We start from the raw sequence: 5,559 nt of genomic DNA on the forward strand, positions 1-5,559 counted from the left end.
GGTCATCGCTGACCAGGGGTTTTGGGATAGGAGCTTGACGATGACCTACTCTCACATGGGGAGACCCCACACTACCATCGGCGATGCGTCGTTTCACTTCTGAGTTCGGGAAGGGATCAGGTGGTTCCAACGCTCTATGATCGTCAAGCAATTCGGTTGGATATCCGTTCGCTTGGGCTTACGTCTATCCGGATTCAGGTATGTGATTTCAAGGTGTTTGCGGTTCATGCGAACTTTCGGTTCGTCGACTTCACCTTACAACACACAATCGTCAGATTGTTTGGGTGTTATATGGTCAAGCCTCACGGGCAATTAGTACTGGTTAGCTCAACGCCTCACAACGCTTACACACCCAGCCTATCAACGTCGTAGTCTTCGACGGCCCTTCAGGGGAATCAAGTTCCCAGTGAGATCTCATCTTGAGGCAAGTTTCCCGCTTAGATGCTTTCAGCGGTTATCTTTTCCGAACATAGCTACCCGGCAATGCCACTGGCGTGACAACCGGAACACCAGAGGTTCGTCCACTCCGGTCCTCTCGTACTAGGAGCAGCCCCTCTCAAATCTCAAACGTCCACGGCAGATAGGGACCGAACTGTCTCACGACGTTCTAAACCCAGCTCGCGTACCACTTTAAATGGCGAACAGCCATACCCTTGGGACCGGCTTCAGCCCCAGGATGTGATGAGCCGACATCGAGGTGCCAAACACCGCCGTCGATATGAACTCTTGGGCGGTATCAGCCTGTTATCCCCGGAGTACCTTTTATCCGTTGAGCGATGGCCCTTCCATACAGAACCACCGGATCACTAAGACCTACTTTCGTACCTGCTCGACGTGTCTGTCTCGCAGTCAAGCGCGCTTTTGCCTTTATACTCTGCGACCGATTTCCGACCGGTCTGAGCGCACCTTCGTACTCCTCCGTTACTCTTTAGGAGGAGACCGCCCCAGTCAAACTGCCCACCATACACTGTCCTCGATCCGGATTACGGACCAGAGTTAGAACCTCAAGCATGCCAGGGTGGTATTTCAAGGATGGCTCCACGCGAACTGGCGTCCACGCTTCAAAGCCTCCCACCTATCCTACACAAGCAGGCTCAAAGTCCAGTGCAAAGCTACAGTAAAGGTTCACGGGGTCTTTCCGTCTAGCCGCGGATACACTGCATCTTCACAGCGATTTCAATTTCACTGAGTCTCGGGTGGAGACAGCGCCGCCATCGTTACGCCATTCGTGCAGGTCGGAACTTACCCGACAAGGAATTTCGCTACCTTAGGACCGTTATAGTTACGGCCGCCGTTTACCGGGGCTTCGATCAAGAGCTTCGCTTGCGCTAACCCCATCAATTAACCTTCCGGCACCGGGCAGGCGTCACACCCTATACGTCCACTTTCGTGTTTGCAGAGTGCTGTGTTTTTAATAAACAGTCGCAGCGGCCTGGTATCTTCGACCAGCCAGAGCTTACGGAGTAAATCCTTCACCCTAGCCGGCGCACCTTCTCCCGAAGTTACGGTGCCATTTTGCCTAGTTCCTTCACCCGAGTTCTCTCAAGCGCCTTGGTATTCTCTACCCGACCACCTGTGTCGGTTTGGGGTACGGTTCCTGGTTACCTGAAGCTTAGAAGCTTTTCTTGGAAGCATGGCATCAACCACTTCGTCATCTAAAAGACGACTCGTCATCAGCTCTCGGCCTTGAAACCCCGGATTTACCTAAGATTTCAGCCTACCACCTTAAACTTGGACAACCAACGCCAAGCTGGCCTAGCCTTCTCCGTCCCTCCATCGCAGTAACCAGAAGTACAGGAATATTAACCTGTTTCCCATCGACTACGCTTTTCAGCCTCGCCTTAGGAACCGACTAACCCTGCGTCGATTAACGTTGCGCAGGAACCCTTGGTCTTTCGGCGTGGGTGTTTTTCACACCCATTGTCGTTACTCATGTCAGCATTCGCACTTCTGATACCTCCAGCAAGCTTCTCAACTCACCTTCACAGGCTTACAGAACGCTCCTCTACCGCGTCACTTGCGTGACACCCGCAGCTTCGGTGTGTGGTTTGAGCCCCGTTACATCTTCCGCGCAGGCCGACTCGACTAGTGAGCTATTACGCTTTCTTTAAAGGGTGGCTGCTTCTAAGCCAACCTCCTAGCTGTCTAAGCCTTCCCACATCGTTTACCACTTAACCACAACTTTGGGACCTTAGCTGGCGGTCTGGGTTGTTTCCCTTTTCACGACGGACGTTAGCACCCGCCGTGTGTCTCCCATGCTCGGCACTTCTGGGTATTCGGAGTTTGCATCGGTTTGGTAAGTCGGGATGACCCCCTAGCCGAAACAGTGCTCTACCCCCCAGAGTGATACATGAGGCGCTACCTAAATAGCTTTCGAGGAGAACCAGCTATCTCCGAGCTTGATTAGCCTTTCACTCCGATCCACAAGTCATCCCCTACCTTTTCAACGGGAGTGGGTTCGGTCCTCCAGTCAGTGTTACCTAACCTTCAACCTGCTCATGGATAGATCGCCCGGTTTCGGGTCTATACCCAGCGACTAAACGCCCTATTAAGACTCGCTTTCGCTACGCCTACCCTATACGGTTAAGCTTGCCACTGAATATAAGTCGCTGACCCATTATACAAAAGGTACGCAGTCACCTAACAAGTAGGCTCCCACTGCTTGTACGCATACGGTTTCAGGTTCTATTTCACTCCCCTCTCCGGGGTTCTTTTCGCCTTTCCCTCACGGTACTGGTTCACTATCGGTCAGTCAGTAGTATTTAGCCTTGGAGGATGGTCCCCCCATGTTCAGACAAAGTTTCTCGTGCTCCGTCCTACTCGATTTCACTTCAAAGATCCTTTCGCGTACGGGGCTATCACCCACTATGGCCGCACTTTCCAGAGCGTTCCGCTAAAATCAATGAAGCTTAAGGGCTAATCCCCGTTCGCTCGCCACTACTAAGGGAATCTCGGTTGATTTCTTTTCCTCAGGGTACTTAGATGTTTCAGTTCCCCTGGTTCGCCTCTTGCACCTATGGATTCAGTACAAGATACCTAGGTTATCCTAGGTGGGTTCCCCCATTCAGAGATCTCCGGATCAAAGTCTGTTTGCCGACTCCCCGAAGCTTTTCGCAGGCTACCACGTCTTTCATCGCCTCTGACTGCCAAGGCATCCACCGTATGCGCTTCTTCACTTGACCATATAACCCCAAGCAATCTGGTTATACTGTGAAGACGACATTCGCCGAAAATTCGCGCTTGAACTCGCAAATTTTACCTTGACTTGAATGATCACCAGTGAAAGAGATCATTCAGTCTTACTTCTATCACATACCCGAATTTTTAAAGAACAGTTCTGGTGCAAAGACCAGAAATCAATGTTCATTCACGAACATTCATTTCTGAGCTTTCGACGATTGTTTTAGATGGTGGAGCCAAGGAGGATCGAACTCCTGACCTCCTGCGTGCAAAGCAGGCGCTCTCCCAGCTGAGCTATGGCCCCGTATCGGATCACGCAGCACACCAACAATTGGTGGGTCTGGGCAGATTCGAACTGCCGACCTCACCCTTATCAGGGGTGCGCTCTAACCAACTGAGCTACAGACCCAATCGTCTAACCAGTGAATCAAGCAATTCGTGTGGGAGCTTATGAAGAAGCTGAGATCTTCGATTAAGGAGGTGATCCAGCCGCAGGTTCCCCTACGGCTACCTTGTTACGACTTCACCCCAGTCATGAATCACTCCGTGGTAACCGTCCCCCTTGCGGTTAGACTAGCTACTTCTGGAGCAACCCACTCCCATGGTGTGACGGGCGGTGTGTACAAGGCCCGGGAACGTATTCACCGTGACATTCTGATTCACGATTACTAGCGATTCCGACTTCACGCAGTCGAGTTGCAGACTGCGATCCGGACTACGATCGGTTTTATGGGATTAGCTCCACCTCGCGGCTTGGCAACCCTTTGTACCGACCATTGTAGCACGTGTGTAGCCCTGGCCGTAAGGGCCATGATGACTTGACGTCATCCCCACCTTCCTCCGGTTTGTCACCGGCAGTCTCCTTAGAGTGCCCACCCGAGGTGCTGGTAACTAAGGACAAGGGTTGCGCTCGTTACGGGACTTAACCCAACATCTCACGACACGAGCTGACGACAGCCATGCAGCACCTGTGTCTGAGTTCCCGAAGGCACCAATCCATCTCTGGAAAGTTCTCAGCATGTCAAGGCCAGGTAAGGTTCTTCGCGTTGCTTCGAATTAAACCACATGCTCCACCGCTTGTGCGGGCCCCCGTCAATTCATTTGAGTTTTAACCTTGCGGCCGTACTCCCCAGGCGGTCGACTTATCGCGTTAGCTGCGCCACTAAGATCTCAAGGATCCCAACGGCTAGTCGACATCGTTTACGGCGTGGACTACCAGGGTATCTAATCCTGTTTGCTCCCCACGCTTTCGCACCTCAGTGTCAGTATCAGTCCAGGTGGTCGCCTTCGCCACTGGTGTTCCTTCCTATATCTACGCATTTCACCGCTACACAGGAAATTCCACCACCCTCTACCGTACTCTAGCTCAGTAGTTTTGGATGCAGTTCCCAGGTTGAGCCCGGGGATTTCACATCCAACTTGCTGAACCACCTACGCGCGCTTTACGCCCAGTAATTCCGATTAACGCTTGCACCCTTCGTATTACCGCGGCTGCTGGCACGAAGTTAGCCGGTGCTTATTCTGTTGGTAACGTCAAAACAGCAAGGTATTAACTTACTGCCCTTCCTCCCAACTTAAAGTGCTTTACAATCCGAAGACCTTCTTCACACACGCGGCATGGCTGGATCAGGCTTTCGCCCATTGTCCAATATTCCCCACTGCTGCCTCCCGTAGGAGTCTGGACCGTGTCTCAGTTCCAGTGTGACTGATCATCCTCTCAGACCAGTTACGGATCGTCGCCTTGGTAGGCCTTTACCCCACCAACTAGCTAATCCGACCTAGGCTCATCTGATAGCGTGAGGTCCGAAGATCCCCCACTTTCTCCCTCAGGACGTATGCGGTATTAGCGCCCGTTTCCGGACGTTATCCCCCACTACCAGGCAGATTCCTAGGCATTACTCACCCGTCCGCCGCTGAATCCAGGAGCAAGCTCCCTTCATCCGCTCGACTTGCATGTGTTAGGCCTGCCGCCAGCGTTCAATCTGAGCCATGATCAAACTCTTCAGTTCAATACTGCTTGGGTTTTGAGAAAACCCTAAACTTGGCTCAGCAATCGCATTCTCTTAAAAAGAGATAAAACTCTCGAATTCACGAGTGTTACTTGCGTTGCTGATAATCTTGCGATCACCAGTCTTACATCACAAGCACCCACACGAATTGCTTGATTCGACTTGTTAAAGAGCAGTTGGTCAAGGCTTTCGTCTCAACCGAGGCCGCGCATTCTACAGCAACCTCTCTTTCCGTCAAGCGTTATTTTCGAAAATTTTCTTTTCTACTCAACCGCTTGCGCCGACCTTCAAACCATCTTCCGATCAGCGGGAGGCGCATTCTACAGCGTTCAAATTCGCTGTCAAGCACCTCGGTGAAGCTTCGTTTCGA

The 5,559-nt window shown here is 51.9% G+C and carries 2 tRNA genes and 3 rRNA genes; all 5 read right to left on the reverse strand.

The annotated features are described in order from the left end of the window. Positions 1 to 32: 32 nt before the first annotated feature. Positions 33 to 148 (reverse strand): 5S ribosomal RNA (rrf, locus tag LT948_RS32810). A 143-nt stretch (positions 149 to 291) separates the two neighbouring features. Then, positions 292 to 3,182: ribosomal RNA gene (locus LT948_RS32815) — 23S ribosomal RNA — on the reverse strand. 226 nt (positions 3,183 to 3,408) lie between these two features. After that, a tRNA-Ala gene (locus tag LT948_RS32820) sits at positions 3,409 to 3,484 on the reverse strand. A gap of 28 nt (positions 3,485 to 3,512) precedes the next feature. After that, positions 3,513 to 3,589: transfer RNA gene (locus LT948_RS32825), tRNA-Ile, on the reverse strand. A gap of 64 nt (positions 3,590 to 3,653) precedes the next feature. Then, positions 3,654 to 5,189, reverse strand: a 16S ribosomal RNA gene (locus LT948_RS32830). The 16S, 23S and 5S rRNA genes sit together here with 2 tRNA genes alongside, the layout of an rRNA operon. Positions 5,190 to 5,559 lie beyond the last annotated feature (370 nt).

It is taken from the genome of Pseudomonas sp. CP-1, assembly GCF_021213715.1.
In the GTDB taxonomy this organism is placed as follows: domain Bacteria; phylum Pseudomonadota; class Gammaproteobacteria; order Pseudomonadales; family Pseudomonadaceae; genus Pseudomonas; species Pseudomonas aeruginosa.